The sequence below is a fragment of the Nitrospira defluvii genome (genome assembly GCF_905220995.1).
Classification (GTDB): Bacteria; Nitrospirota; Nitrospiria; order Nitrospirales; family Nitrospiraceae; genus Nitrospira_A; species Nitrospira_A defluvii_C.
Window position 1 is genome coordinate 47,141 of the sequence record NZ_CAJNBJ010000002.1, and the last position, 26,916, is coordinate 74,056.

Annotated in this window: 22 protein-coding genes; 15 read left to right on the top strand and 7 right to left on the bottom strand. The window is 60.0% G+C overall.

Annotation, left to right across the window (positions count from 1 at the left end; genetic code table 11):
• Positions 1 to 99 precede the first annotated feature (99 nt).
• Genes KJA79_RS07580 through KJA79_RS07590 form a run of 3 tightly spaced genes read left to right on the top strand, consistent with a single transcriptional unit; the run spans position 100 to position 907 of the window.
• The gene (locus tag KJA79_RS07580; protein ID WP_213041433.1) at positions 100 to 318 is read left to right on the top strand and encodes a hypothetical protein; all 219 of its coding nucleotides are present in this window, start codon (positions 100 to 102) and stop codon (positions 316 to 318) included.
• Positions 319 to 320: 2 nt separating this feature from the next.
• Positions 321 to 596 carry a type II toxin-antitoxin system RelE family toxin gene (locus KJA79_RS07585; protein ID WP_213041434.1) on the top strand — a complete coding sequence of 92 codons (276 nt, stop codon included), beginning with the start codon at positions 321 to 323 and terminating at the stop codon, positions 594 to 596.
• A gap of 2 nt (positions 597 to 598) precedes the next feature.
• The gene (locus KJA79_RS07590; RefSeq protein WP_213041435.1) at positions 599 to 907 is read left to right on the top strand and encodes an iron-sulfur cluster biosynthesis family protein; all 309 of its coding nucleotides are present in this window, start codon (positions 599 to 601) and stop codon (positions 905 to 907) included.
• 140 nt (positions 908 to 1,047) lie between these two features.
• Here KJA79_RS07590 and KJA79_RS07595 read toward each other — a convergent pair whose 3' ends face one another.
• The gene (locus KJA79_RS07595; protein ID WP_213041436.1) at positions 1,048 to 1,590 is read right to left on the bottom strand and encodes an NUDIX hydrolase; all 543 of its coding nucleotides are present in this window, start codon (positions 1,588 to 1,590) and stop codon (positions 1,048 to 1,050) included.
• A 34-nt stretch (positions 1,591 to 1,624) separates the two neighbouring features.
• Here KJA79_RS07595 and KJA79_RS07600 point away from each other — a divergent pair, with 34 nt between their 5' ends.
• From KJA79_RS07600 to KJA79_RS07635, 8 genes are all read left to right on the top strand, one after another.
• Positions 1,625 to 2,794 carry a THUMP domain-containing class I SAM-dependent RNA methyltransferase gene (locus KJA79_RS07600; protein WP_213041437.1) on the top strand — a complete coding sequence of 390 codons (1,170 nt, stop codon included), beginning with the start codon at positions 1,625 to 1,627 and terminating at the stop codon, positions 2,792 to 2,794.
• A gap of 237 nt (positions 2,795 to 3,031) precedes the next feature.
• Positions 3,032 to 4,558 carry an alpha,alpha-trehalose-phosphate synthase (UDP-forming) gene (locus KJA79_RS07605; RefSeq protein WP_213041438.1) on the top strand — a complete coding sequence of 509 codons (1,527 nt, stop codon included), beginning with the start codon at positions 3,032 to 3,034 and terminating at the stop codon, positions 4,556 to 4,558.
• Positions 4,559 to 4,728: 170 nt separating this feature from the next.
• Entirely contained in the window at positions 4,729 to 6,711 is a 1,983-nt protein-coding gene (locus KJA79_RS07610; RefSeq protein WP_213041439.1) for a hypothetical protein, read from the top strand.
• A gap of 472 nt (positions 6,712 to 7,183) precedes the next feature.
• Complete coding sequence (gene lon / locus KJA79_RS07615) at positions 7,184 to 9,580, top strand: endopeptidase La (protein ID WP_213041440.1); 2,397 nt, start codon at positions 7,184 to 7,186, stop codon at positions 9,578 to 9,580.
• A gap of 180 nt (positions 9,581 to 9,760) precedes the next feature.
• Positions 9,761 to 10,180, top strand: a complete 420-nt coding sequence (msrB, locus tag KJA79_RS07620; protein ID WP_213041441.1) for a peptide-methionine (R)-S-oxide reductase MsrB — start codon at positions 9,761 to 9,763, stop codon at positions 10,178 to 10,180.
• A 98-nt stretch (positions 10,181 to 10,278) separates the two neighbouring features.
• Positions 10,279 to 11,442 carry a hypothetical protein gene (locus tag KJA79_RS07625; RefSeq protein ID WP_213041442.1) on the top strand — a complete coding sequence of 388 codons (1,164 nt, stop codon included), beginning with the start codon at positions 10,279 to 10,281 and terminating at the stop codon, positions 11,440 to 11,442.
• Positions 11,443 to 11,531: 89 nt separating this feature from the next.
• Complete coding sequence (locus KJA79_RS07630; protein WP_213041443.1) at positions 11,532 to 11,939, top strand: hypothetical protein; 408 nt, start codon at positions 11,532 to 11,534, stop codon at positions 11,937 to 11,939.
• Between the two features lie 1,070 nt (positions 11,940 to 13,009).
• A complete protein-coding gene (locus KJA79_RS07635) occupies positions 13,010 to 13,168 on the top strand; it encodes a hypothetical protein (RefSeq protein ID WP_213041444.1) in 159 nt (52 codons plus the stop codon).
• 129 nt (positions 13,169 to 13,297) lie between these two features.
• Here KJA79_RS07635 and clpX read toward each other — a convergent pair whose 3' ends face one another.
• From clpX to KJA79_RS07655, 4 genes are all read right to left on the bottom strand, one after another.
• Positions 13,298 to 14,581, bottom strand: coding sequence for an ATP-dependent Clp protease ATP-binding subunit ClpX (gene clpX / locus KJA79_RS07640; protein WP_213041445.1), 1,284 nt, complete (start codon positions 14,579 to 14,581; stop codon positions 13,298 to 13,300).
• Between the two features lie 182 nt (positions 14,582 to 14,763).
• Positions 14,764 to 15,513, bottom strand: coding sequence for an outer membrane protein (locus KJA79_RS07645; RefSeq protein WP_213041446.1), 750 nt, complete (start codon positions 15,511 to 15,513; stop codon positions 14,764 to 14,766).
• Positions 15,514 to 15,696: 183 nt separating this feature from the next.
• Complete coding sequence (locus KJA79_RS07650; RefSeq protein WP_213041447.1) at positions 15,697 to 16,275, bottom strand: DsbA family oxidoreductase; 579 nt, start codon at positions 16,273 to 16,275, stop codon at positions 15,697 to 15,699.
• 104 nt (positions 16,276 to 16,379) lie between these two features.
• Complete coding sequence (locus KJA79_RS07655; RefSeq protein WP_213041448.1) at positions 16,380 to 17,195, bottom strand: cyclase family protein; 816 nt, start codon at positions 17,193 to 17,195, stop codon at positions 16,380 to 16,382.
• 116 nt (positions 17,196 to 17,311) lie between these two features.
• Between KJA79_RS07655 and KJA79_RS07660 the strand changes: the two genes are divergently transcribed.
• From KJA79_RS07660 to KJA79_RS07670, 3 genes are all read left to right on the top strand, one after another.
• Entirely contained in the window at positions 17,312 to 18,457 is a 1,146-nt protein-coding gene (locus KJA79_RS07660) for a RuBisCO large subunit C-terminal-like domain-containing protein (RefSeq protein WP_213041449.1), read from the top strand.
• Between the two features lie 259 nt (positions 18,458 to 18,716).
• Entirely contained in the window at positions 18,717 to 20,060 is a 1,344-nt protein-coding gene (locus KJA79_RS07665; protein WP_213041450.1) for a cyclic di-GMP phosphodiesterase, read from the top strand.
• 66 nt (positions 20,061 to 20,126) lie between these two features.
• Positions 20,127 to 22,319, top strand: coding sequence for a B12-binding domain-containing radical SAM protein (locus KJA79_RS07670; RefSeq protein WP_213041451.1), 2,193 nt, complete (start codon positions 20,127 to 20,129; stop codon positions 22,317 to 22,319).
• Between the two features lie 181 nt (positions 22,320 to 22,500).
• Here KJA79_RS07670 and KJA79_RS07675 read toward each other — a convergent pair whose 3' ends face one another.
• The gene (locus KJA79_RS07675; protein ID WP_213041452.1) at positions 22,501 to 23,136 is read right to left on the bottom strand and encodes a peroxiredoxin; all 636 of its coding nucleotides are present in this window, start codon (positions 23,134 to 23,136) and stop codon (positions 22,501 to 22,503) included.
• 215 nt (positions 23,137 to 23,351) lie between these two features.
• On the opposite strand from KJA79_RS07675, the gene KJA79_RS07680 reads away from it, so the two are divergent.
• A complete protein-coding gene (locus KJA79_RS07680; protein WP_213041453.1) occupies positions 23,352 to 23,720 on the top strand; it encodes a pentapeptide repeat-containing protein in 369 nt (122 codons plus the stop codon).
• A gap of 14 nt (positions 23,721 to 23,734) precedes the next feature.
• Here the strand turns inward: KJA79_RS07680 and KJA79_RS07685 are convergent, their stop codons facing one another.
• Positions 23,735 to 26,680, bottom strand: coding sequence for a DUF748 domain-containing protein (locus KJA79_RS07685; protein ID WP_213041454.1), 2,946 nt, complete (start codon positions 26,678 to 26,680; stop codon positions 23,735 to 23,737).
• Between the last annotated feature and the right edge of the window lie 236 nt (positions 26,681 to 26,916).

The following is a 26,916-nucleotide window of genomic DNA, read 5'->3' on the forward strand; positions in this document are numbered from 1 at the left end:
TCAGGTGGCCAGGCCGAAGTTTTCTGGATGCGATCGGCGGGGATTCTTGCATTTGGCGTAACCGCCCCCGTATGCTCCCAGCAAGATTTTGGTGATGTAATGACGGAACCGACACACAAGCTTTCTGAGCTCACACTGGCAGAATTGAAGGACCTGGTGCAGGGCCTGGTCGATGACCGGTTGCGCACGTTGATCGGCGACCCCGATCTCGGCGCGCCGCTCGGGGAATCCGTCCGCGACCGCCTCAAACAGTCCCTCGCCTCGACGGAGCGTCTCACGGGCGACGAAGTGGCCGACAAGCTCGGCCTGCGGTGGTAGCGATGCCCTGGTTTCGTCTCGCGTTCCGGCCCGATGTGGTGGGCGATCTCAGCGCCGCCGAGCCAGCCATGGCGCAACGGCTGTTCGACAAGACGAAATGGCTGGCCTCGAACGTCGACAATTTACGGCACGAACCGGTCGCGGCCGATCTTCCCGGCATCCATAAGTATGCGGTCGGCGACTGGCGGATTTTTTACTCGATCGACCGGGCCGAGCAGCTGGTAGACATTCACTACATTCAACACAGCCCGCCCTCAGGCCGGGCATTCGGAGCGTGACGATGCTGACCCTCACCCAAACGGCACTCGAACGCTTGCGCACGTTGATCCAGGAACATCCGGAGGACCCTATCGTGCGGATCGCCCTGCGCGACGTGAACGCGCAACGCCTCTCGCTGTCGATCACCCTGGAATCAACGACCCGTGAGGATGACGCGGTGGAACAGATTGACGGAGTCACGGTCGCCTTGGACAGGGCCAGCGCGCACCGGACCAGTGGGATGACGGTGGATTTTCAGGCAGACAAGGGATTCCTGTTCGTGCATCCGCCGGCCAATGAGTTGGGGCTCATCATGCCTGGCCGCAACTAGCTCGTGGAGGGGAGCTGATGGTGCAAGAGAAGAACCGATGACCGATAGAAAGAGTCAAAGCCGTAACGGATCACGGACGGTACACCGTTTGATGTCTTGCCATACACTATCAGCCATACGCCATAAGCTCTTATAGCGTATTACGATTTCATCCGGGGGAAGACGCTGCCGAAATGCATGGGGAAGGTGCCGCGGGCTACGTCCGCCACGTAGCGTTCGAGGGCTTCGTGGATAACGGGAAAGGCCAGGTCGTCCCAGGGAATCTCGTCCAACGCGAACAATCTGACATCCAAGCTTTCCGTACCAGGTTTAAACTCCGGTTTGTGCAGGACACCGCGAAACACCATATGCACCTGGCTGATGCGGGGCAGGCTCAACACGGCATACAGAGACGTGATTTCCACGTCGGCATGGGCTTCCTCGAGAGTCTCGCGGATCGCCGCCTGCTCGGTGCTCTCTCCGATTTCCATGAAGCCGGCGGGAAAGGTCCAGTGACCGATCCGCGGTTCGATCGCCCGGCGACAGAGCAAGATCTTGTCCTCCCATTCGGGAATGCAGCCGGCGACGATTTTCGGATTGATGTAATGGATGACCTGACAGGTATCGCAGACGAACCGCGGCAAATTATCGCCTGGAGGAATTCGTGTCGACAGCTCGGCCCCGCATTCGCTGCAAAACTTCATGAAACCCCTCGATGAGGACGACGGAACGACAGAAATGGATAACACACTTCACGTTTTTTTTACACCCTGCCCCCGAGGCCTTGAGCCAGTGCTCGCCCAGGAACTGGCGGACCTGGGCGCGGCCGATATCAAGCCGACCGCAGGGGGTGTCGCGTTTGCCGGTCCCCTCACCCTCTGCTACCGCGTGAACCTCGAAAGCCGCATTGCCAGCCGTGTTCTGCTGCGTATCGCCGAAGGCAGTTATCGCGACGAACAGGATGTGTATGACGCGGCCCACGCCATCCGCTGGCAGGACTGGTTCACGCCGCAGCAGCGGATCAAAGTGAAGGTCAGCGCGCACCACTGCCCGCTCAAGAGTCTGGACTTCGTCACCCTGCGTGTGAAGGACGCGGTGTGTGACCGATTTCAGTATGCCAGAGGCAGACGCCCGTCGGTGGACACCCATGCGCCGGACATGTTGATCGCCGTGTACCTGGACAGCACCCAGTGCACGTTCTACCTGGACACCTCCGGCGAGCCACTGTTCAAGCGGGGCTGGAGGAAGTCGGCCGGGGAGGCGCCGATTCGGGAAAATCTTGCAGCCGGGATCTTGCGTCTTGCCAATTGGACGCCGGACACCCTGCTCTATGATCCCATGTGCGGCAGCGGAACTTTCGTGGTGGAGGCCGCGTTGATGGCGCGTCGGGTCGCCCCCGGCATCGGTCGCCGGTTCGCGTTCGAAAAACTACTCTCATATGATCCCCGCCCAGCCGAGGCGCTTCGCGTCGAACTCAAAGAACGGGAAATCGACGGTACACCAGGCCTGATCCACGCCGCCGACCACAGCGCCACCGCCCTCACGTCGATCGGAGCCAATTTGACCATCGCCGGATGCAGCGAACTCGTCACGTTACGGCAAGGTGATGCACGGCAACTGCTCGCACCGGCCGAAACGGGCCTGCTTGTCACCAACCCGCCTTATGGCCAGCGCATGGGGGACAGCGAATCGCTCAAGGCCTTCTACCCGCAGTTCGGCGATCACCTGAAGAAACATTTCTGCAACTGGACGGTCCAGATTTTTACCGCCGACATGAAACTTCCCGGGCAGCTGCGGTTGGCCCCTTCCCGCCGCGTTCCTCTCTTCAACGGCGCGATCGAATGCCGTCTCTTCGAGTTCCGCATGGTGACGGGCAGCCCCCGGAAGAAAAGAGCAGATGGCAGATAGCCGATAGCTACCAGCCCGGAATCTGAGTTCCGCAGACCGGAGCCAGGCACCTTCTCAATATTTCATTTCTGCCCCGACCGACCGGCCCCGGCATCGTGCCCTTCTCGCTATCGAGCATCAGCCATACGCTCTTGTGTCTCACGCTTCCCTGCTTGACAGCCGGGCGAAAGGCTCCTATTTTCAATCCATGGTCAGGACACAGCTGACACCAGCTCACAGGGAAAGTGAGGGTGGCACGTGAACACGTCTCACGCTCCCCTCGAAGCGGCACAGCGCGAAAGCGATCTCTCCCTCGCACGCCTCATCATCGTCTCGAATCGTGAGCCCTACGAACATCGTCTGGTAAAAAACCACCTCATCTGGGAACGGACCTCCGGAGGGCTCGTCTCGGCGCTGGACCCAATGATGCGGCGTCTCGGCGGGACCTGGATTGCCTGGGGCAGCGGCAAGGCCGACCGCGACGTGGTGGATCAGGACATGACCGTTGAAGTCCCGCCCGACGCCCCGACGTACAGACTCCGTCGCGTGTGGCTGGAATCGGGCGAGATCAAAGGCGGGTATCAAGGATACGCGAACCAGGTGCTCTGGCCCTTGTGCCACTTGACCTTGGATCGCGTCGACTACCGCAAGCTCTATTGGCACGCCTACCAAGCCATGAATGCCCGCTTCGCCGAAGTGGTGCTGGGCGAACTTCAGATGAAGCCCGGGTTCGTCTGGGTGCATGATTTTCACCTGGCGCTGCTCCCGGGCATGGTGAAGGCGTCGTTGCCCAAACAGCCGGTCGCAATGTTCTGGCATATCCCCTGGCCGGGCCCGGATGCCTTTCGCATTCTGCCGGAGCGACGCGAAGTGCTGGAATCCCTGCTCACCTGCGATCTGCTGATGTTCCAGACACAAAGTTTTCTTCATTGCTTCGTCGAATGCGCAAAAGAGTTCCTGGGCGCGGACCTTCACGCGGACGACGGTCACCTCGAGTATAAGGGCCATGCGACCAGGGTCGTGTCCCGCCCGATCAGCATCGGCTTTCAGACGTGGTCCGAGCGGGCCCAATCACCTCAGGTCACCCGTTCAATGGATGTCCTTCGCAACCTGCATGTCTTTCAGCCGGAGGTGCGCATTGGGCTCGGGGTGGACCGCCTCGACTATACAAAGGGGCTGCTCAAACGCCTGTGGGCCATCGATGCATTCTTCCAGCAGTTCCCGCAATACCGGGGCCGGTTCACCTTTATTCAAATCGCGGTGCCGACCCGAGGGGACGTGGAAGCCTATCGACGCTACCGTGAATTGATCCGCGAAACGGTGAACGACATCAACATGCGCTACAGCAGTATTTCCAATCCCGGCAGCTCTCACGCTTCGCGTTGGCGGCCGGTCGAATTCCGCGAAGGGCGGATCGGCCTGGACACCTTGGCGGCGTACTACCGGATGGCGGACTTGGCACTGGTCAGTTCCGTCTATGACGGCATGAACCTGGTTGCGAAGGAATATGTCGCCAGCCAGGTGGATGAGAAGGGCGTGTTACTGGTGAGCCACATGGCCGGCGCGGCGGAAGAAATGACCGACGCGTTGGTCATCAACCCGTACGACCCCGAGGGTGTAGCCGAGTCGATTCGCCAGGCGCTGGAAATGCCGCTGCAGGAGCGCCGGGAACGGATGCATCGCATGCGGAGCTATCTGGCGGCACACGATATTCGAGCCTGGGCCGACGAGTGTCTGCGCGATGCGGGCATCCTCCCCCCTCATGACAGTCCCTCCTTTGAGTAACCGGTGAGTACCCTGCACCTGCACATTCTCGGAGCACACCTGTGATCGGCGCCGCTCCTCAGCCCGGCCACCGCTCAACCAATCCACAGCGCCACGGTGCCATTCGGACTGTCGTTCCAGAAAGGAAGCGCCCCGCGGTCCCGCATCGGCACCTCGGCCTCCTCATGGTCTTGGCGCTTTCGGTCCTATTGGGCGGCTGTGCCAGGCTCTCCACCCTGTTCGCCGTCACACCACCGCCGGACCAACAGATCGACCGGCAGCAACAGGCCATGGTGACACGGCTGAAAAACCTTGTCGAACCGGAACTGCAAGACAATCTCAACGTCACCCTTCCGGCCCTGCGAAAAAGCCTGGCCGATCAATCCAACAAGGCGGCGAAATTCAAACGCAACCTCGTCCTGCGTACGCTGGCTGATCCCTGGGACGGTCTCGCCGCACTCGAACAGGCTGGACTGTTAGCCTCGACCGCTGCCGAATCAGGTGTCGAAGGGCTGCCGGCCGTGATCGACATTCTGGAAGGAGGCATGGATCGCACCGGTGCCTCCTTCGCGCCGCTGACGTTTCCCGTCACCCTGGCCAGCGAGGAATTGCTGACGTTTCTCACGGACGTGCTCGAACAGGCCTACCAGGACCGCGAGCAGGCGCTGCGCCATTTGTCGCCGCAGGATCGGGAGTTTCTCTTTTCTCACGCCCGGCCTCTCGTCGAGCAGTTCACGCCGCAAATCACGCCACCGGCCCACCTGGCAGAGGCGGAGGCAGCAGTCACCTACGCCACCTTGCTCATGCAGCAAGTCGACTACGGCTCACTCATCACCGCCGCCCAACGATTAGCCCGGCTCGGGAACAGAAAATTTCTCCAGCAGCTGGAGATTGCCCTGCAGCACCGAAAACCGGTCGCGCAAAGCATCCCCGGCATCACCGGGGACATCCTGCTGATACAGCAGACGTCCTACGGGTTGCTTGTCATCGGGGGATACGGCCCCAATACGTACGACCTCGATAGGGGCGCGGCGCTGATCATCGACCTGGGAGGCAACGACAGCTACCGCGGAGTCATCGGTGCCAGCCCGAACAGTGATCTCGGCAACAGCATCGTGATCGACCTGAGCGGCAACGACACGTATCAACCGGCTCCGCTGGGCCTCGCCACCGGACGTGCGGGGATCGGCATCGTGATCGACCAGAGAGGCGACGATACCTATCGTTTGACCCCCGGCTCCGGCGGAGTCGGCCTCGCGGGGCTCGGCATCCTGTATGATGGAGAAGGCCATGATGTCTATGAAGGCAGCCGGTTTACCCAGGGGGCGGCCTTCGGGGGATTCGGCCTCCTGGTTGACCGTGCGGGCGACGACCGGTATACGAGCTACGGCTACGCGCTCGGATTTGGAGGCCCGCTGGGCGTCGGGGCGTTGATCGACGTGGCCGGACACGATGCGTACGAGTGCGGCGGACGATACCCCAGCGCCTACAACGAGACTGAGGCTCCGCACGCGCGCCCGCAAGACCCTTCGTTTCAATACGATTGTTTTGGGCTTGGAACGGGTGCCGGGCTTCGCGTCTTCAGCAAACAACCGGCGCAACGGGCCCAGAGTCTGGCCGGCGGCTGGGGCCTCCTGATCGACCTGGCCGGTCGCGACCGGTATCGCAGCGCGAACTTTTCCCAGGGACACGGCTATTTCTTCGGAGTCGGCGTGAAACTCGATCTGGCGGGAGACGACGAGCATCAGGCGGCGCGGTATGGCCACGGCAGTGCGGCACATTTCGGAGTGGGCCTGACCATTGATTACCAGGGCAAGGACCGATATGGTTCAAGAGGTCCGTTCTACAACGGCGGCACCGCCTGGGACGGCAGCGTGGCCCTGGCCGTCGATGGGGGTTCGGACAGCGACTTCTATGACCTGCCGACCTCGACGGGTTTAGGCATGGCCGACCTAGGCGGATGGGGGCTCTTCATCGAAGAAGGCGGAGCCGATCAATATGCGATCAGCCGAGGGCTCGGGCTTGGCGCTGATACGAGTGTCGGCGCGTTTCTGGACCTCGAAGGACGAGATGACTATTCCTCCGTGCCTTCCGCCAAAGCCGGGGCGCGGCCCGAACGGCTCAATCGGCGAACCTATCTGGAGAACCAGGGCAGCCTCTTCATCGACCGCTAACAGGATGTGGAAAACGCCCGCCAGCAGCGTTCTCGCAAGACACGGCCACCTCACCGGCTCGGCGGCGTTCACAAACGTGCCGCGCGTTATTCCGCGCGACGTGAACCTCAGAGGCTCACCGTACGGCACGAGTATGATTCGCCTCTTCGTTCGCTGCGGCCTTGCTGGACGGCCTGTTTGCACATCCTGGGGGCTATTCTGACGCCTGACGGCCAGTGTGCAAAACGCGACGCATGACGCAATCATCGAGTTTTTCCGCAGCCTGCTAGCGGTGCGGACCTCGTACCCCCGCGCATAGACTCTTCTCCGCGCCGGCTCCAGACTATCCATCGTTCACTCGCCTCTTCAAGACCGGCGCTTGACTCACCTCTCCCCGTGGCTATCTAAAAGAACGGTGATCGGCGTGAGAGCGGATGTGCCGCAATCCTTCCCGCTGTAACGCGAAGATCTTCCGAGAACCCTGGAGGAAGACATGACTGATCTCAACACGCCCATACTCACGCATCTTCCCATACTCCCGTTGAAGCGGACCGTGCTGTTTCCCGGTACGATGATGCCGCTGACGGTGGGACGCGACCGGTCGATCGCCGCCGTGGAGGCAGCGCTCAAGACAGAAGACAAGACCCTGCTCGTCGTGGCCCAACGGGACGCACAAACCGATCAACCGACCTTGGAAGATCTCTACTCGATCGGGACCAAAGCCGTCATCAAACAAACGGCCAGAGCTCCGGAAGGTCACTACAATATCTTAATCCAGGGCCTGGAGCGGTTCGTCTTGCTCAAGCTCGACCAAGTGGACCCCTACCTCCAAGCGCGCGTGAAGCAGCTTCCTGCGCCGGCGGAACGGAGCACGGAAGTCGAGGCCTTACACCGGGCGATTCTGGACATCATCACGGAACTCCCGAAATTGATTCAGACTCCGGGTGTGCATGAAGCGGTGGCGGCACTGGGAACGGAAGAGGATCCCGTGACCCTGGCGTACCGCATCGCCTCCTTGCTGAATCTGACGCTCGACGGCGAGCAGCAATTGCTGGAGGCCTCCACCAGGGCGGACTTGCTGCGGGGGCTCTATGCGGCGCTTTCCCGCGAGGTCCAGATCCTCCAGTTGCGCGACAAGATCACCAGCGAAGCCAAGGAGAAACTCGGCAAGACCCAGCGAGAGTACCTGCTGCGCGAACAACTCAAGACGATCCAGCAAGAGCTGGGCGAAGTGACCGGAGAAGAAGACGAGGTAGCAGCCCTGAGGAAGAAGCTTCAGGATGCCGGTCTTCCTGAGCACGTTCGCAAGGAAACCGATCGGGAACTGGCTCGACTGGCAAAGACGCCCAGCGCCTCCCCCGAACATCAAGTGATCCGGAGTTATCTCGAACTCGTACTGGAACTGCCGTGGAACAAGTCTTCCGAGGAAGGGCTGGACCTGGCGCACGTAAGAAATGTCCTCAACGAGGATCACTACGGCATCAAGGAAGTCAAAGAGCGCATTGTGGAACATCTGGCGGTCTTGAAGTTGAACCCCTCCGCCAAGGCGCCCATTCTCTGCCTGGTCGGCCCTCCCGGCGTGGGAAAGACCAGCCTGGGGCAATCGATCGCCAAGTCGATGGGGCGGACCTTCGAACGCTTCAGTCTGGGCGGACTCCATGACGAAGGGGAACTGCGAGGTCATCGCCGCACGTATGTGGGCGCGTTGCCCGGCCGCATCATCCAGGCAGTCCGACGAGCGGGAGTCAATAACCCGGTCATCATGCTGGATGAAGTCGACAAGCTGGGACGGGATTTCCGCGGCGACCCTGCGTCGGCATTGCTCGAGATTCTGGACCCTGCGCAGAACCACACGTTCCGCGACCACTATCTCGATTTGCCGTTTGATCTGTCGAAGGTGTTTTTCATTACGACGGCCAACACGTTAGAGACGCTCACTCAGCCTCTGTTGGACCGGATGGAGATCATCCGGGTCAACGGGTACAGCGAGCGGGAAAAACGCGAGATCGCGCTGCGCTATCTCTGGCCGAGACGGCTGAAGGAAGCCGGTCTACGGGCTGAAGACGTCACGCTACCGGACCAGGTGCTCGACCACATCATCAGCCGGTACACGCGGGAGTCGGGAGTCCGGCAGTTGGAGCAGATGCTGGGCCGCATTACGCGGAAGGTCGCGGTGACCTTCGCCGATAGGCCGGTGGATTCGGCGGCATCACCGGTGGACATCACGGAAGCACTCCTGGATGAATGGCTCGGCCAGGAACGGTTCCAGCCGGAAGAGGCGAGGAAAAACCTGCCGGCCGGCGTTGCGACAGGATTGGCCTGGACACCAACCGGTGGGGATGTGCTCTACATCGAAACGACCCTCTTGCCCGGCAGCCACGAACTGACCCTGACCGGACAATTGGGGGACGTGATGCAGGAGTCGGCTCGGGCGGCGCGCAGTTACCTCTGGTCGCATGCCGAAAGCATGGGACTGGACATCTCGCGCTTCAAACGCAACGGCGTGCACATCCATGTCCCGTCCGGAGCCATCCCGAAAGATGGCCCGTCCGCCGGAATCACCATGGCCACGGCGCTGGCTTCGGCCTATGTCGGCAAGCCGGTGCGAAGCGATACGGCCATGACCGGAGAGATCAGCCTGACGGGCTTGGTGCTGCCGGTGGGCGGCATCAAGGAGAAGGTGCTGGCGGCTCATCGAGCCGGGATCAGGCGCATCATCCTCCCGAAGGCCAACGAGAAGGACCTGAAAGAGGTGCCGCAGGAAGTCAGGGATGAACTCACGATTCTCCCTGTCGAACGGATTGAGGAGGTGCTGCCGGCGGCATTCAATCAGGATTCCCGTTCCTCGGCGGAACGACCTGAACCAGTGACGACATCACGCGCATCGTGATACTCAAGGCCCCGGCTCAACGGCCGGGGCCTTGTTCCCCGTGACTGATGGCCATCCCCCCTGAACTTCACGCTTCCACGACGCATCCGTTCGCCTTGCCCTTCCGTACAGACATCTGTAAGGTGACAGGTACCGGCGTCAGTGATGCCCAGCCACGACGCCCTATCCAAGGAGATGACCATGCCGGCACACATAGAGATCGGACCGATCGTGAAAGTCACCAAGACCGACGACGAGTGGAAGAAACAGCTGTCCCCTGCCGCCTACCAAGTCCTCCGGCACGAGGACACTGAACGGGCATTTACCAGCCCGTTGCACGACAATCACCAGCCCGGCATCTACCATTGCGCCGGCTGCGACCTCCCGGCCTATTCGTCGGAACATAAGTTCGATAGCGGCACCGGCTGGCCAAGTTTCTGGCAACCGATCGATCCGAAGGTGGTGGAGACGCGCACCGACAGTAAATTCTTTATGACGCGCACAGAAGTCCACTGCGCTCGCTGCGGCGGCCATCAAGGCCATGTGTTCAACGACGGCCCCAGACCTACTGGTCTGCGGTATTGCATCAATGGCCTGTCTCTGAAATTTGTCGCGTCGTGAACGAGAACGGTCGCCTCTCCTGCATCGGCTATCAATCCGGCACGGATCATCTGCACAACTTGCAATTTGTCGCGAAACGCTCCTAGACTTGCCACTCCATGAATCTTTCGTCCACGATATGCCGTGCCTGTTATGCCCTCCTGCTGAGCGCGACGGTCTTCGGTTGCTCACAGTCGAATGAGGCCCTCTCGAACAACTTGAATGCCTGCCTCATCGTGACTGAGGCCGACGTGGAACTCGCCATCGGGACACCCGTCACCCCTGGTCTACGCCAGAACGACCGGCAATGTCTCTATCAGGCCAAACGAAACCCGCAGGAAACCGTGGTGGTCGAGCTGGACTCCGGACCCGACGGGGACAAGAAAAGCCTCTTTCACGATCAGCGTGCCAAAGCCGGCCATCAGCCGGTTCCCGGCGTGGGCGACGGCGCGTTTACCCTCCGCTCACCGATCGGCGGTATCCAACTGACGTTCTTAAAAGCGGATGCGCTGGTCACGCTCTCGCTCACCTCGTCCAAACAGACGAATCCACAAGCGGCGGTCACGAATCTGGCCAAGGTCGCGGCAACGAGGCTCGGCGCCCCGATCCGCACGCCCTCCGCTGCGACGGAGCCTGGAATCACTGGTACCCCCTCTCAGTGGGCCGGTGATTGGTACGGATGCATGCCCGTGGGCCTGATGTACGGGAAGGGGCACCTTGCCTTGAGCGAACGCGGCACCTGGACCCTGACGACCGCCATCGTGATGCCGGGGACGGTCACCGCAGGCCGTGGTCGCTGGGAAGCCGAGTCCTACCCTGAGATTTTGCATGGAACCTACCAGGTGGCGAACGCTGATCGGTTTTCCACCACCGGCATTTTGAGCGTGACCTGGGATAAACTCCCCAAGAATCAGACACCCAGCAAATTCGATCCCCTACTTTGGCAATCGTTTACGGCCGTTCCACACAAGCTGGCCGTCAAGCGGCTCCCCCCGGTTGAACCGTCTCTGGTAGGAACGTGGGAGGGATCGTCAAAATTCGTCGATCGCCAGGAGGAATTTGTCTGGACGATCACCGCAGCCAACGTGTCCGAATTTTACAAAGCGACCTCGCAGACCGGCCGCCTTGAACAGGAACAGGATCGCTTCCGTCTCGTCGTGGCCCAGAGCAAGACTGCTCCACTTTCAGTCCGTGTCTTGTCCCAGGATAAACTGGAACTGACCGACACAAGCGGCACCGTATCGCAGTGGAATCGGAACGAGAAGCTCCTCACCCGTTGCTAGATTGGGCCGTCGACCCTGCCGTTGAGCCTCTCCCGCCGTCAAGTGCCTGCGGCTTGACGGGATCCTTCCCCTCCCGATAGAGTGACTGCATGCGGATCTGGATCATCTCCTCAATCCTCATCACCGCGCTCTTCCTCTCAACAACAAGCCTCCACGCTGCATTGAGCGACGAACCGCGTAACTCGGACCAGGGTATCGTATGCAAGGGCCTGATGCCCGAAAGGCTCCTGTGCGACCTGTACAGCCAAGCGCTCGCCACATTGCGGGAACATGTCGAGATCAACGGCATGCTGCCGGGCAACGGCTCCACGGGACCACGAAAGGGAGAATTCCGACTGAAGTTCTTCCCTCATGGTAAATCCCGCTCGCAGGAACACCTCAGCGCTGAAGGGTCGTTCAACCTTTCACCCGAAAGCAAAGAACCGGAACTGACATTACGTTTCAAATCCTCCAAGCCCCGGCAACCCGACGCCTCCCTGAATCTAGACACGATCTAGCGACTTTTCTTCCCCTGTTCATCTTGGGTTCACCGGCTGGCGGACTGAGGTTGCTGCTGTTCTCGGTGACATGGTGCTCGCCGTCGTCGAAGCAGATCGACTTGCCATCGCTGTGCGCATGCTTGACTGGTTCGGACGCAAGGCATAGAATTTAGTCTCGTTCATACCCGATCCGCCTCATTCAGGAGGTGGCTGTCATGTTCTTCCGTGGAGCACGAATCCAGCGGGACGGACAGGGCAGGTGTACGCTTTACTCACCACGCACTCTTCCCAACGTTCACGCCGAGTTGCCTTCTGTAGCCGGGCTTGCCCCATTCGGTTTTCGCATTCCCGACTACCTTGAGCGGACCTCGTCCGAGTTCGCGACGCCAGCTGAACGGAATGCAGAGGTCGAAGAATCGATCCCCGTGCTGCGGGCGCCACGAGGCGCATCGCTGTTTGAGACACTCGTGGGATCTCTGATCGCACTAACGCGCAGAATGACCTGGTCCGTTGGCGAACTCCCGTTACTCGTTGCATCCGGATCATCCACCGTAAGGAAGCCACGCCCCCGCCGGAGCGCCACACGAAATCACCACGGCAGGTCGGGCGTGACACAAAAGGACTCGCGCAGTACAGCCGCGAGTGCGTGACCTATGTCAGGAGTGTATTGGGGAATCGTAGCAGGACTCTTGGCGATGGTGGCGACTCTGTTTGTGTGTATCGACATTGCCTATTCCGTCCGGAACGGATCGCCTAAGACCTCGGGTGGAAGCATCGAGGGAACGAAGGAGACTGGCACTCACGCGAAAGCCAGCCCTCGCCAAGCCGCCTAGCAGGATGCGGAAAAAGTCCGCCAGCGGCGTTCTCGCATCGCTCAGAGGCTCACCGTACGGCGCGAGTACGATTCGCCTCTTCGTTCGCTGCGGCCTTGCTGGACAGCCATTTTTCGCATCCTGCGGGCGATTCTGACGCGAGACGGCCCCTGTGCGAAATACGACGTATGACGCAATCATCGAGCTTTTCCGCAGCCGACTAGAAGCCTAACAGCAGGTCACAGGAGCCTGCTCTTTACTTGCCGGAGGTGCCCTATGGTCGAGATCATTGGTCTGGGGACGATGATTGCGCTTGTGTGGCTGATCGCCTGGTCGATGGCGGGCGAAAGTGAATCGGAGAAGCGGCGAATGATTTCCGCTCTTCGAGACAACACGGCCACTACAAGCCACCAGCGAACCAGGCACGCCGCATAATCCGACTGCCCGCAGTGCCCAGACGCTCTTGTTTCATCAAGAGAAGGGGATACGATTGTGCCGAATGGAAACCGGCGTGCGGCACCCGCTTTCCGTAGATAAGAATGCGGGCCATCGTGCCGGAGGGGCTTAGGTCAGCACCTGCGGTTGTTGAGTTCCGGCAATCACGTCTTCCGTGATGATCACGGATTTGACGCCGACCAATGCAGGAACATCGTACATCAGATCCAACATCACTTCTTCCAGGATCGTACGGAGCGCCCTGGCGCCGGTTTTCATCACCGCCGCCCGACGAGCGATCGCCTTGACCGCCGAGTCGGTAAACTGCAATTCTACGCCTTCAATCTCAAACAGGGCTTGGTACTGTTTCACCAGGGCATTGCGGGGCTCGGTCAAGACTCGAATGAGCGCGGGCACATCCAGGTCTGCCAAGGTGGTCAATACGGGGAATCTGCCGACGAACTCGGGAATGAGACCGAACTTCAGCAAATCTTCAGATTGCACATGGCGCAGCATCTCGGTATGGCCGTCGATCTCTCGGCTGGAAGTGAGCGCCCCAAACCCTAACCTCTTGGGCATCGTCCGTTGCCCGATGAGTTGGTCGAGTCCGACGAACGCCCCACCGGCGATGAACAGGATGTTTGTCGTATCCACACGAATATAGTCCTGCTCAGGATGCTTCCGGCCCCCTTTCGGAGGCACATTGCATATCGTACCCTCCACAAGTTTCAGCAGGGCCTGCTGTACACCCTCGCCTGAGACATCTCGCGTCAGGGACGGGTTCTCGGACTTGCGGCTGATCTTGTCGATTTCATCGATGTAGATGATACCGGTCTCTGCCCGCGCAACATCATAGTCACAGCTCTGCAGCAATTTGAGAACGACGTTTTCGACGTCCTCCCCTACATATCCGGCTTCGGTCAGCGCCGTGGCATCGGCGATGGTAAAGGGGACGTGAAGAATGCGGGCCAGGGTCTGGGAGAGGAGTGTTTTCCCGGTCCCGGTCGACCCGATCATCAGAATGTTGCCCTTCTGCAGATCGACGTGTTTGAGGCGTTCCCTATTGGCGATGCGTTTGTAGTGGTTGTGGACGGCGACCGAGAGCACCTTTTTGGCATGCTCCTGCCCGATCACATACTCATCGAGTGCGGCCTTGATCTCGGTTGGTTTGGGCAGGAGCGGCGGAAGTGACGAGGAGGGCCCCTGCGTACCACCCTGCTTGCCCTGGGCCAGCGAGAGGGAGCAGCGTTCAACGCATTCCTCGCAGATCACGAGCGGAGAGGATGTCCGGCATGACCGGCAGGTATACGGCTCGGGACTGGAGATCAAGGACTGAACGGAATTTTGAGGTTTGCCGCAGAAGGAACAGAGGCTATCCGGTTGTTGCGCAGACTGTCGCCTATCCCAGAACACAGCGCATGCCTCCCGGTCATCGAGTGAGCTGCCTGCTGGGGGTATTGTATGCTTCACGCGCGCCACCCTGCAAGCAGGTGGCGGCGGACGCAACGGCTCTAGCCGCCTCGAAGAATCCTGGTAAGAACGAAAGGAGGGCGCGCGCTCACCACAAACTGCAGCAAGAGCACTGAAGAAGCGGATTAAAAATGAAACCCAAGCCCCCCGGCGATCACGTGCATCCGAGAGTTCAGGGTGAAGGAGGGACCCCGGGAGCCGTTCGCCAATTCACTTTCCCATTGATAGTTCGCCACAAAATATTTGTACTCGGTAAAGAGGAAGAGACGTTCGCCGACATTGGCACGCAGCCCGCCGATGAACTGATAGGCCAACGCCCCGTCCGCAGCATTCTCATGGACCGTGCCGATGGAGCTATGTTGCAGGTTCAGATCCCGTGCGAACCCTCCAGATAAACCGGCTCCGACTCCGATATACGGTTGAATGACCTCGCCCGGGTAGCGCAACAGGACATTCGCCATGGCATTGATGGATTGGAGGCGAAAGTTCGCGCTTCTCGTCACCCCACCGGTCGTCGCCGTGGGCGCGTTGACCTTGCCGTCGAGGCCGGATAGTTCGGCTTCCAGCCCGACGAGCCGCCCTGTGAAGGCCGGAAAGAATCCTACCTTCAGTCCGCCGCCTAATCTACCTTGCACATCAGTATTGGCGAAGGGATCTTCCTGCAACCGCACCGGACGATTCAGGGGACGACTCCCCTGCAAATAGACACTCACATACCACTCGGTCTTCTCCTCATCCTGTTTCGCCTCGGGAGAAACCGTCGGAGACTTGGCCACAGTGGGTGCGGCGTCCGCAGCCGACGCCTTCGAGACCGCGGCGTGACTGCTCAGGACCGTGAGGATACCCGCAGCCAGAACCCAGGATGGTGTTTTCATGGATCACTCCCGTGAGATGAACGGCAAGGCAGGACCGAAGCGCCTGTCTACCAACCCACTCTTACCACGGAGGTGATCGAGGGCAAACTGATTCGGCACTTGCTGCAGGAGGGGTCAGTGTGGGAGCGAGGGAGACTACGCGACTGAGACGTTGACCTCAAGGGAACAACGAGACACGAAGACTTACGTGCCGGCGAGAAACGTTTTCAGTGTCTCCAGAGAAACCAGCCCCACTAATAACCGACCATCCTGGCGCTGAAGCAGCGGAATTCCCTGATGCTCCGTTTCCTCCCACTGGTCGCCCCACGTGTTGAGAAGTCGATCCACCGGCGTGGCACCAGCCTCGACGAGCTCCTCTGCGGTAAATCCTTGCCGGAGGGCTTCCTTCCGCAGGACCTCTTGATCCGATAGATCTTGACCGTCGCACCAGAACCGTCGATACAACGCACGCACAAACACACTCCCGCGCGAGTGATCCAGGTGCAGCGCCCGAGCGGCGGCGGCGATCGCACGGCCCGTATTGGGTTTGCCCATCGGCACGATGATAGGCAGCTCTGGCGCGAGCCGGCGAACCATCTCGACCTCCTGCTTCAGTTCGACACCCAAATGCCCGCCCCACGTGACCATCGGCACCGGCAAATGCGGGGCATGCTGCACGCCCCGCCACTCGATCTGGTCCATCACCTCAAGCCCGTGCAACCGTTCATGCAATGCGTAACAAAAGGGACAATTAAAATCGCTATACAGTGTGTAGACTGTCATCCCCTAGCACAGACCTTCACATACGATGTTGGCCCGGTTCCTCGACGCACGTATGCATCACACGGCTTCACGCCGTTTCCTTAGCAAAGAGCTCCGCGCTAAAGTTATTCAGGCAGAATTCCTAGGATTCGTACGGGAGCGCCGCTCCCGCCGGCGATTTTCATCGGCAGGGCGATCAACGTGGCGCCGGAAGCTGGAAGCTCATCGAGCCGCGCAACGTTTTCCAGTCCGTACAGGCCGGCGCCATTGACGATGCGGTGCACCACAAAGTCCTGCGACGGACCATAGTCGATGCTCGGCGTATCGATCCCGATGCCGGAGATGTGTCGTTCGGTCACCAGGAACCGTGCCGCTTCTTCGGAAAATCCCGGAAAATGCAGCGTCGTGGGCGCATCGGGCGTCGCGCTGCCGAAATAGCGCTCCCGATGCTGCCAATGCGCTCCCCAGCCGGTCAACATCATCACGACGGCACCGTTCGGGATGGTCCCATACTGCGCCTCCCAACGATGCAGATCAGCCGGGGCTAACCGATAGTCCTCTTCCTTCCCTGCGGCGGCACGCACATCGATCACCACCGCAGGCCCCATGAGATGCTCAACCGGAATCCCGTCGATTCCGACCTGACCCTGCGCGAAATGGATCGGCGCATCCATATGCGTTCCGGCATGCTCCGACAGGGCCACCTGTCCCGTCGCATACCATGCTTCATCGGCCGTTCCGCCCCGCTGACTCCCGTCCCGGTGAAATGGAGGATTGCGCGGCCACACGAGGGTCGTCTCATCAAAACTGTACGTCAGGTCAACCAGACGCGACGCGGCATGGACAACCTGATGCCATCCCCCGACAAGCAGCAGGCCGACTAGCCCCCAGAGAATTGCTCGGACCGGACCCGCTGGTCGTGCCGCCAACCGCTGTTGCATCCCTCGCTCCTTACCTGTCGCCAGGGTCTTCAGTCTCATGACAAGTCAGCCCTACCCTCCCACGCGCGGATACGGTACCCTTTCGTCCGTCAGAAGTGCAACGGGAGGAAGGCATCATGACTGCTGACCAACTACGATTTTCAGGGCAACGCTTCACTGTGGAATACCATCTTCAGGGATCGGCCGCAGACGCACGTCGACGCGCTGATCTTCTTTGTATCGACCAGACCGTCGAGGCAGCGGACCATGTCATTCCCCCGGGGCCAATCAGAAATGAACTGTTGGGGCGAGTGGAACAGTTCGAAGGTCTCGACGACGAGGTGCATGCCGCCTCGCTGACATTTCCTATCGAACTGCTTGATGGCACCATGAGTACGCTCCTGCACATGAGTTTCGGCATGGCGAGCTTACAGGGAGGAGTGCGTCTCGTAAATCTGATCCTTCCCGATGTGGCCCTCACCCGGATGGCCGGCCCGCGGCTCGGGATCGCAGGACTTCGCGCACAACTTGAGGTTCCAGCGCGACCGCTGGTCTGCGCGGTCCTGAAGCCACTCGGCCTCAGCCCTGATGCACTCGCGACACTGGCCTATGAATTTGCCCTCGGCGGAGTCGACCTCATCAAGGATGATCAAAGCCTGGGCGATCATCCGTTCTGTCCATTCGAAGAACGCGTCTCACGTTGTGCCGAAGCCATCACCTCGGCCTCGAAAGAGACCGGGCGCACCTGCCTCTACGCGCCGCACGTCTTCGGGCCATGGCCGAAGCTCCTCGAACGAGCTACTCTGGCCAAGAGCGCCGGGGCAGGCGCGCTCCTGATCTGCCCAGGACTGACAGGGTACGATGCCGTCGCCACGCTCTCTCGACTTTCTGCTCCCTGCTTGCCTCTGATCCTGCACCCGGATTTTCTCGGGAGTCACTACGTCAGCCCGGACAGTGGCATCGCCCCGGCCGTCCTGTTCGGACTTCTACCTCGCTTTGCCGGTGCGGACGTCTCCATCTACCCGACATACGGGTTGACGTATCCCATCACCCACACGGATTGTCGCGGCATTGCGCAGGCCTGCCGAACCCGGCTCGGGATGCTCTCCTCGACGTTTCCAACCGCGGCAGGCAGGATGAACGCCTCACGCATTGATGAGATGATGGCGCTGTACGGCTCCGATGTCGTCTTCATTCTCGGCAGCGACATACGCCGTGAACCCACACAAATTCGCGACGCATGCCGAACATTTCGACGTTTGATCGAAACCGCCCACCCTTGAATCCCCCATCTAGATACACATCACGTATCATTCATAACTAATTGTTTTGTATGATCTATGCCGCCTCATTACCGCGCACAATCGAACTGTTACTGCTCCGGCCTCTCTCCCTCGGACCAAGTCTTCGCTTCTCTGTCTAAATGGGCGTCACCAGCAAGACTCACGATTTTCATCAAGTTTCATTCGGTTGTCACCGATACAGGCCATAGCCTAAAGTCCTTACGTAGGTCCCAATAATCAGTTCGTGCACGAGAAGGTCATGCCGCTCGCAAAAACGTCCAACGATCCAACGAAGGTCGATACGTCCGACAGCATGAAGCTCAGTCCCGAGTACCTTCGCGTGGGCATGTATGTCGATCTGAACTGCTCCTGGTTTCGGCACCCCTTTCCGCGACGATCCTTCAAGCTGACCTCACAAAGTCAGATCGACACGATCAAAGGCCTCGGGTTAGGCACCGTCCTGGTCTACCCACGGGAATCGGATCCCGACACGGAGGGAGAAGGAGTTCCGATCGAAGCAACGGCCGAGCATCAATCGGCACCGGAGAGCCCCGCTCAAGGGCACCAGGAGGAAGCAACAACCGAGCCGGTTTCCCCTCCTGACGAGCGAGAGAAGCCGACGCAGGGCGATTACCACCAGTCGGCGCAGATGGCGTCCGAGGCCTACCGCGAGATGCTCGGAACCAGTTCGAAGATGATGAAGGAACTCTCGAACGGATCTGCGGAGGGAATCCGTTGCGCGGAATCGATGATCGGCGGACTCAACATCCTTCTCTCCAACACGGAAGCAGCCGGCACCGTGGCCAGCGCTTTCGACCCTGAAGATGTGGAGAATGCTTCTGTCATCCGTGCCATGAATGTCGCCACCCTCTCCATGCTGGTCGCTCAGCAGTTCGATATCGACCAGGAGGCGCTGCAGATGATCGGTATGGCCGGCCTCCTCCTGGACATCGGAGAACATCGCATCCCGAGACATATCCTCCAAACCCGCGCACGCCGGTCAGAAGTTGAAAACGTGAAGTATCAGCTTCATCCCTACCTGGGCGTGGAGATGCTCCGAAAATTCCCTCACATCCCGGAAGAAGTCCTGGATGTCATCCGCAGTCACCATGAGCGGCTAGACGGCTCGGGCTACCCCGAGAAGCTGAAAGGGGACCAACTCTCGCTCCCCACCAGAATCGTGAGCGCGGTGGACCACTACGACTCGCTGGTCAACAGCCTCTACCCTGAAGAGGCCCTCTCGCCGGCCGAGGCACTCTCGACCATGTACAAGTACCAGAAGCAGATGTTTGCCGCGGATGTGTTGGTGGCAATGATCCAAACCCTGGGAGTCTATCCGCCAGGAACCGTCCTCTCCCTCTCGGACGGACGGTTCGCCCAGGTACTCAACATCAACTTCAAGTATCGGTTGAAACCGCTCGTCCTCCTTTACGACGAGGATGGCCCGACCGGAGAGCCAGTCACCGCGGATCTCCAGTCACAGCCAGAGTTGACGATCCTCCGTGGCATGACTCGCGGCGAGCTGCCGAGCAAAGTGGTCGAGTACTTTCAGCTCAAACGATGGACCGGCTACTTTATCCAGTCCTCCATTCGCGCGGCCTGAAAAGATCTCCCGAGACACTATCGATGCGACTGGCAGCCACCACATGCAGTGTGGTATGTCCCAGCCATGGCTCAGCCGCGAATTCTGCTCGTCATTCCACCCCTCACGCAACTTAATACCCCCTACCCGGCTACGGCCTACTTGACGGGCTTCCTGCGTTCTCGCGGATATCAGGCACAACAAGCTGATCTCGGCCTCGACATGATCCTGCGCCTCTTTTCACGCCCTGGACTTGGAAAGGCCTTTCACCGGATCAAGCAGAGGGATGCGGCCTGGCCCGGAGAGGTCCAGCAAATTCTGGCTCTCGAGGACGCCTACCTGGCGACCATCGAGCCGGTCGTGGCCTTCCTTCAAGGAAAAGATCCGATGTTGGCTCCTCACCTGGCCAGGCCGGGATTCCTGCCGGAGGGCCCTCGCTTTGCCGCCGATCAGCGACCCGGAGGAGCCCTGCACGCCTGCTCACCGGCCGACGCAGCCCGCCACCGGGCGACCTTGTACATCGAAGATCTGACGGACCTGCTTCACGAAACCGTCGCGCCTCATCTGTTTTTGAATCGTTACGCCGAGCAGATCATGGGGGCGACGTCTTCCTTCGACCGGATTGAAGAAGCCCTGTCGCAACCGTTGAGCTTGACCGACGAATTGCTCCTCGAGGCACTCGGGCCACACCTCGCTCGCACAGCTCCTGATCTCGTCGGCCTCACTGTCCCCTTCCCCGGCAACTTGTTCGGCGCCTTGCGTATTGCGCAAGCGATCAAGACTCAGCAACCCGCCACCAAGGTTGTGCTGGGCGGTGGCTACGTGAATACGGAGCTGCGGCGATTGCAGGACCCTCGATTGTTCCAATACGTGGATTACGTGACGCTCGACGACGGCGAGCGACCACTCCTCTGTCTCCTCGACTTCCTGTCCGGCGTACGCCCCCTCAGCAGGCTGTGCCGGACGTTCGCACTGGTGGACGGCCGGGTGTCATTTCAGGACGGCAACACGGAGCCGGACGTGCCGATGCAGGAACTCGGCACTCCAACATATACCGGACTGCCGTTGAACGACTACCTCTCCATCCTCGACAGTCTGAACCCGATGCACCGCCTGTGGTCCGAAGGACATTGGAACAAACTCACCGTTGCCCACGGCTGTTACTGGAAGCAATGCACCTTCTGCGATGTGGGATTGAATTATATTGCGCGCTACGAGACGACGCCCACCGACCAGTTGCTCCGGCAAATCGACACCTTGATCAACGAAACAGGACAGCGGGGTTTTCACTTTGTCGACGAAGCCGCGCCGCCGGCAGCGTTAAAAGCCTTGGCGCTTCGTCTGCTGGAGACGGGCCAGACTATCTCCTGGTGGGGCAACATCCGCTTCGAGGAAGCCTTCTCGCCCGATCTGGCACGGCTCCTGGCCGCATCCGGCTGCATTGCGCTGACCGCCGGACTTGAAGCGGCCTCGGACCGTCTGCTTGAACAGATGAAGAAGGGAATTACCGTCGACCAGACCGCGCGGGTAGCGGCGGCCTTTCGTCAGGCCGGTATTCTCGTCCACGCCTATCTGATGTACGGATGCCCGGGTGAGACCATTGCCGACACCGTGGATTCGTTGGAACGCGTGCGCCAACTGTTTGCGGGCAACCTGCTGCAATCCGCCTTTTGGCACAAGTTCACGGCCACCGCACACAGCCCCATCGGAATCAATCCGGCAGCCGAAGGCCTCACCATTCTCGGGCCGGTGTTTGCCGGGTTTGCCGAAAACGATCTTCGCCATGCCGACTCCCGCGCGACCTGCCCACCCTGGCTCGGAGAAGGTCTTCGCAACGCGGTCTTGAACTATATCGAGCAGGCAGGTCTCGAGCTTCCGGTACAGCGATGGTTCTCGCATCGCGTCAAACCGCCCCGCGTCGCCCGCACCTGGCTCAAGCAGGCCCTTGCTGAACCATTCTCCGTTTCGCTCACGGCCGAGCGCCGCTGTGTCTGGATCGGCGGCCAGCCCGTTGTCCTGTCGCCGGGAAAGACGCGAACCAGAATCGTCCTTCCCACCCGAACGGAAGATTTCTCACTGACACTCTCTCCGGCACAGGCCGAGTGGCTCCTCACCCTCATCCGGGCTTCAACGCCGTCGTCGTCTAGGAGAGACGGCATCTACCCGCGCCTGGCCGATGTCCGGGCGTCTTTCCCTGGTTCCGGCGCTCGGGCCTTTGAGCGATTCACGGGGACCGCCGCCTGGGAGATCACCAGGCAAGCAGGCCTACTCCTGGTGTGACACATTGATCGGCATGCGCGGCAGTCAGCTATGCCGAGAATGCACGGCCACACATCCTGAGACCCCGGTACATGAGGGGGCCAGCGGACGCTGAAAGCAAGAGAGATGAAATGGAGCAACCGGGGAGGAGTCGGCCGGCAAGCCGGCTCCTCCCGGTGGTTCAGCGAGAATGCCGCAACCTCTACTTGTTGGGCTGCGGGGTCACGCGCAAATAGGGCTTGATGGTCTTGAACCCCTTCGGGAAGAGCGTCTTGGCTTCCGCATCATTCACCGCAGGGGTGATGATGCAATCCTGCCCGTCCTTCCAGTTCACCGGGGTCGCCACCTTGTACTTGGCCGTGAGCTGAAGGGAATCCACCACCCGCAGCAATTCGTCGAAGTTTCTCCCGCAGGAGGCCGGATAGGTCAGCATCAACTTGATCTTCTTGTCGGGCCCGATCACAAACACCGATCGCACCGTCATGCTATCCAGCGAGTTCGGGTGAATCATGTCATACAGGTCGGCGACCTTCTTTTCCGGATCGGCAATGATCGGATAGGCCACGGTGCAGTTCTGGGTTTCGTTGATATCCTTCATCCAGCCGCGATGTGAATCCAACGGATCCACGCTGATGGCGAGGATCTTCACGCCGCGCTTGTCGAACTCCCCTTTGATCCTGGCCATGTACCCCAACTCGGTCGTACAGACCGGCGTGTAGTCCTTGGGATGCGAGAACAAGATCCCCCACCCGCCCCCGAGCCACTCGTGGAAATTGATCGGCCCCTCCGTCGTTTCAGCTGTAAAATTCGGGGCGTCATCGCCCAGTCGTAGTCCCATGATGTCCTCCTTCCATAACGGTTCGAACGTATTGATCTGACTGTCGAATGACCGCAAAAAAAATCGATTAAGGTTACCGTGTCTGACAAGTGTGGTGCAAGCAGAAGCTGCCCCCCGGTGAGGCCGGACATTCCCCCAAATGTCTCACGACGAGGCATCCTCTCAAGTTTTCGCTCCCCCATCCGATAAGTAGCCCAGGAGCCAACGGAGTTCGCATGGATCACTCACCACCACCCGCGTCTGGACTACGAATCTCAAACGATGCCATGTACCGGTTGCTCCGCGAGGGGTGCATCAAGGAATTCAACGTCAAACGGGCCTCCGGTGAGAAGGTAGACCTGACCCGTTGTGATCTGCGCGGGCTGGATTTACGCGGTCTGGACGTCGATGGACTGGACTTCACTGACTGTTACTTCCGGCAGGCCGATCTCCGCGGCATCGATTTCCGCAAAGCGAACCTCGAAGGCGCCAGCATCAATGCGGCCAAGATCTCCGGCGCCTATTTTCCCCCGGAACTGAGCGCGAGCGAAATTGAGCTCTCGCTGCTTCACGGTACGCGGATGCGCTATCAGCCAAAGTCCTAGCCTGAATCGTTCCACTAATTGCCTGTCAAATTGAGGTGGGCTCTGATCGGCTTCCCTTCCGACTGGGCCAGTTCCACTTCTACCAGAAAGACCCGATCCTCCGGCAAACCGCCCTGTTCGATCAAGCGCTCGCGAATGGCTTTGGCACGGCCTTGCGCCAACAGTCGCAACTCCGACTCCTCCACCCCCATGGCCGGCACCAACTGTTGCCGCAGTTCGTCGGCTGTCAGCACTCGCTCCACGGATTTCCCTCCCGGCAGCTCTTCCTTCTTCATAGGCTGCTTGCCCAGCTTCTCCGCATAGAGATCGCTGAGCAGTTCGAACTCGCGAGAGGGCGAGAGGACCGCTTGGAGATTTTTTGTTCCCCCCTGCGTAAATCGTCGCTGCACATCGGCGGAAATTTTCTGCATCGCCAGCGCGTCACGATCACGAGCGGGATCGGCAGTCCCAATCACATCCACCCGCAACGCCGGTCGCTCCTGAAGCGCGTTGGCGATTGAGTCGATCTTCCGCTGCTCCGCTTCTCCCACCTCCTCGATCCCGGCGGCAAATTCGATGAACTGTAAGTCTTCTCCTCCGCCGCCCACGAGCCCACCCAGCGCCGAAAACGGCGAGGTGGCCACTTTCGTAATCAGATTGACCAACGCATTGAGCACCACTCGGCCATAGCGGAAATCAGGTTCGTTCAAGTCCCCGCGCACCGGCAAGTCGATATCAATCAGGCCCCGCCGGTCTTTGAGCAATCCTACGGCCAGGCGCACCGGCAGACTCGTCGCATCCGGGCTATCGGTTTTTTCCCCGAAGGTCAGCTGGTCCACCAGCACCTTATTTTCCCCCACCAGCTGCTTCTTCGAGACTTGGTACATGAGGTCGAGCGACAGTTTCCCCTTGGTGATGGGATAGCCGACATATTTCCCCGCATAGGGCGAGACCGCCGTGAGATCTACCCCCTGGAACAGAAACGTCAGATGGGTGTACGCGTCTTCACTCAAGGGATTGATCTGGCCTTGAATCTTGATCGGCGCCACTTCGTCGACTTCACCGGCCAACACCACCTGAGCCTTGGCCACCTGCTTGGAAGACAAGCCTTTGATGGTGCCGCTCAGATCAGTAATGCCTGTCGCCACGACCGGGTCGATCGATTCGTCGATGAAGGTCGCCGACAATTTGGACAACCGCACCACATCGATATCCACCGGCGTGGGGGCCGTCTTCTTACCGGGCGATTCGCGAGCCGCCGGCGGCGGGGTCGACTCTGCTGCCTGCGGTTCCGTCTTGCGCATCAGCTTCGAGAGGTTCAGCGAGCCGTCCTTCCCGGTAACCAGCCGAACCGCCGGATCGCGAAGTGCGATTTCGCCGATCTTGACCTTGGTCGGTGAGAGGTCCAGCTCCACCTTCTGCAATCCGAAGGCGGTCCATCCCAGAAATTCTTTCCCCGACACCCGCTCAGCCACATGCAACTTGTTCACCCCCACCTGGCCCACGTAGCGCAACATCGGTTCAGACTCGGGCCGGCTTCGATAGGTCACCTCACCGTCCAGTTCTACTTCACCATCGGTGATGTCCACCTGCATGGTGCGATCCAGGTAAGGTTGGAACGGCCGCAGGCCGATATGCGCCAATTTGAGCGAGAGCGACGCCTGCAGAGGGTCAAGTTGCAGAGTCCCCCGGCTGTCGAATGTTCCTTGCTGATTGAGGGTGAAACCGGCCGTCACCGGAATCGACCCTCGGAACGGCACGTGCAGATCCTTCGCGGTCACCTGCAGATTTTCGATGGTCACTTGCGCGGGCGTGGCGAGGGTCCGATCTTCAAACTCCACCTGTGACTTATCGACTTCGACAGCCTGCACGTCGACGGTCCATGGGGGCCCCGCAGCGGCGGGAGCGGGTGGCTCCGTTGGTCCTGACGCCTTCTCCGGCGCAGGCACCGGAGCAAACAGCGGCTTGAAATTGACCACGCCATCCTCGGCCAACCAGGCACGAACGTCCGCACCGCTAAGAACGACTCCGCCAATCCCCAATACCCGTTGAGGAAGGTCCAAGCGGATACCGTGCACCCCCACAGAGGGCAGCGTGATCACCGGATCCCGACTCCCTGCCGCAGCCAACCGGAAATCGGCCAATTCAATCTTGGCATCGTTGATTTGGAGATTGACCGGAGCTTGGTGAGTGTCGAAATGGTAGCGTCCGTCGACAAGAAACGTCCCGCTCAGGATGTCGAATCGAAATCGGTCCCGAAGGCTGGGCCAGAACGTCGTGAGGTCGACATGCGACAGTGAGACATGACCATCCGATTCCAGCGGATCGAGGTGAAGCGTCCCCTCCCAAGCCAGGACTTCGCCCTCACCAAACTCCGCCGAGAAGGCATAGGCGTTCTCGCCCCCACGCCGCGTCCCGAAATTGCGCAACGTAATTTCAATCGGCACGACATCGATCGTGATGGGCTGCTGTTTCGTATCATCCCGATATTCAATCACTCCCCGTTGAATACTGAGCAGGCGAATCTCCACCGGAGGAAGAGGCGTCTTCTGCGTCTTCGCTTCGGGCGCGACCGGTTGAGGCGGCTGTTCGGACGCCGGAGGGGCCAGACCGAGCAGGTTCAACGTGCCGTCCGTCCGCAGATGCATGAGCCCGAACGGGAGCGTCAGACGAATCTCGTCGAACGTGTAGGCGGAACTCACGAGGGAAGTCCCCTCGAAATCCACGAACAGTTCCTGAAAGCCGACCATCGGCGTCCGGTCCGGCTCCTGAATCTCGAAGCCCTTCAACGTGACGGAAAAGGTGAAGGGATTGATGCGAACATCGCCGAGCAGGACGGGATGCCGCAATCGCTCGGACAAGGCGGGAATCACATAGGTCTGCACCACATAGGGCGCGATGACAAAACCCAGCAGCGCGTAGAACGCCAGGCAGCCGCAGAGCAGGATGAGAACAATTCGGTTCCGCGCAAACAACGCCATGTCAGGAACGGGATAGAAGATGGTGCGCCCGGTTGGAATCGAACCAACGACCCTCAGCTTAGAAGACCCACCAGAAGCCAATGATATTAATAAAGATTCAGTGTGATTGTATCGCCTAAACGAATGCTAAACCAAGCGAAAATCTTCCTTGCAGGTGGGACTAAGTAGGATTAGGTTTGACTGGCAATCGGGAGCAAAACTGGGAGCGAACCGGGAGTGAAATCGGGAGTGGGTTC